This is a genomic window from Streptomyces sp. NPDC027189, assembly GCF_055566975.1.
Map to the genome: position 1 here is coordinate 1 of NZ_JBVHRI010000078.1, position 2,203 is coordinate 2,203.

General features: G+C 69.8%; 2 protein-coding genes and 1 pseudogene. All 3 read right to left on the reverse strand.

From position 1 onward, the window contains the following. Positions 1-10 precede the first annotated feature (10 nt). Positions 11-1,081, reverse strand: a complete 1,071-nt coding sequence (locus ACZ4RZ_RS50235) for a CU044_5270 family protein (RefSeq protein WP_467754369.1) — start codon at positions 1,079-1,081, stop codon at positions 11-13. Beyond that, positions 1,078-1,722, reverse strand: a complete 645-nt coding sequence (locus ACZ4RZ_RS50240; RefSeq protein ID WP_100831098.1) for an RNA polymerase sigma factor — start codon at positions 1,720-1,722, stop codon at positions 1,078-1,080. The genes ACZ4RZ_RS50235 and ACZ4RZ_RS50240 overlap by 4 nt, the downstream gene beginning before the upstream one ends. Positions 1,723-1,864: 142 nt before the next feature. Continuing rightward, positions 1,865-2,203, reverse strand: a pseudogene (locus tag ACZ4RZ_RS50245) (transposase); the annotation flags it as partial.

Sequence of the window (2,203 nt, forward strand, 5' to 3'; positions counted from 1 at the left end):
GATCGCGTTCTCACGCATCGGTACCTTGCGCGCCGGGGCGCTGCTTCTGGGCGTCGACGACGGCCCGCTCCAGCACGGCGGTGTATTCGAGGACTGTGCCGGGCTTGATGTCGTCGGCCTGCTTGACCTGGACAGCGCGGCTGCCGAGATAGGCGTACGTCTTGGGGTCGAAGATCCACTCGGTGCGGTCGCCGCTCTTCAGGTCGACGTGAGCCAGGGCGATGCCCTCGCGTCCCGCGGCGTCCTGGGCATGATCCACCACCACCACCCCGGGGATCTTGGCCGCGGCCCGGTACAGCGCCGCGTTCAGCTTCGCCGGTGCGAGCTGCTCCCCGAGCAGGTCGCCGACCGTGGTGAATGCCTCCTGGTCGGGGGAGTTCCCCTGGCCCTTGGTCTCCTTGTAGATCTTCTTCAGCAGGGCGTCCGGGTCGGTGGGCAGCGTCTTGAGGTAGTCGTAGGAGGGGGCGTTCAAGCTGCTCTCGACGTCGCTGTCGAGGGTGATGCCGCCCTTGGGGTGGTAGCCGGGCTCGTCCAGCCAGCCCTGCTTGCCGTCGGGGGAATTCCATGCCTCACGGATGTGCAGGGGCTGGACCAAGGTCTTGGACTTGTCCGTGTCGGTGTGCGAGACGGAGAGGTAGGAGACCTTGCTCTTGATGTAGATGTACTGGCCCGGGCCGGGTTCGGGCGTCTTGCTGGCCGAGGCGGCGGCGGCGATGTGCTCGACGGTGGAGGCGAGCTGGGCGGTGCTGCCGGGCTCGATGCGGACGACCGGCGCTTCGACCGGGGGCGGGGTGGCCGCGGCCGGGTCGCTGCCCCCGGAACCGGTCAGCGCGGTGAAGGCGAAGGCGCCGGCCAGGGCGGCGGCGGTGACCGGGACACCGATCAGCAGGACACGGCGTGCCGGGCGGCGGGACGGCGCAGGGGCGGGGGCGGGTGCGGTGCGCTGGATCTCGTTCATCAGGTGCTCCTCGAGAAGCAGGTGACGGTCGAGCGACAGGTGCGGGTCTCCCGGCGCCGGCAGCAACCGGGCCAGTTCCGCGTGGTCCAGCGACTCCTCACGCCGAGACTTCTTGCGGATCATTCGGACCTCTCCTCGTACGCCTCGTGTGACCGGGCCGCAGAAGTGCGGCCGCCCTGTACTTGTCCGTTGCGCGGTAGCGGTTCCCTGCGTTTCCTCAGTTCTTCGTCGGCCAGCTTGCTCAGCCGTCTGCGGGCGCGGGACAGGCGCGAGCGCACGGTGCCGACCGGGACGCCGAGCACGGCCGCCGTCTCCCCGTAGCTGAGCCCGGACCACACACAGAGCGTGAAGACCTCGCGCTCGCTCCGGCTCAGCTTCTTCAGCACCCGCTGGGCGGCAGCCAGCTGGTCGGCATCGGCTATGCGGCCGACGAGTTCGTCGGCGAAGTCCGGGACCGTTTCCTTGGCCGGCAGGCGCTCCAGGGCCCGCTGGTGGCGGCGCGCAGCGCGGGTGGTGTTGCGCAGTACGTTCACGGCGATGCCCATCAGCCAGGGGCGCGGGCTGTCGCCTTCGTCCCGCAGCTTGACGCGCAGCCGCCACGCCTCCAGGAAAGTCAGCGAGACGATGTCCTCGGCGACGGTCCAGTCCCCGGTCACGCGCACCGCGTGCCGGTGGACCAGTCGGGCGTGGTCACGGAAGAGCTCGCGGAACGCCTCGGGGTCGCCTGCCCGTATCCGGGTGTGCAATGAGTAGTCCACGTCCATCCTTGTCCACTCGGCGGGGCAGGTTCCCGTGGCGTGCGTCACACGGTCAGGAGACATGGGGCTCCGCGGCCGGCACGCGCATCACGTCCGCCGTCTCCTTGGGGTGAGCGACATCTCGGGCGGCACGGCAGTTGAGCAACAGGGCAGGTGGCGTCGCCCACATCAGCAGCGAGGCGAGGGTGACGGCCGCCTGGTAGGACTCGGCGGTTTTGTCATAGCGGGTTGCGATGCCGCGCCATTGTTTCAGGCGGTTGAAGCACCGTTCCACGACGTTGCGCTGCTTGTAGATTTCGCGATCGACTGTCGGGGGGCGTCCGCCGAGGCTGCCGCGCCGGGCCCGGTTGCGGATCTGGTCCGCCCGTTCCGGGATGGTGTGCGTGATGCCCCGGCGCCGTAGCCAGGCCCGGATCGCCTTCGAACTGTAGCCCTTGTCTCCCAGGACGTGATCGGGCCGCGCGCGGGGCCTGCCGGGACCGATGCG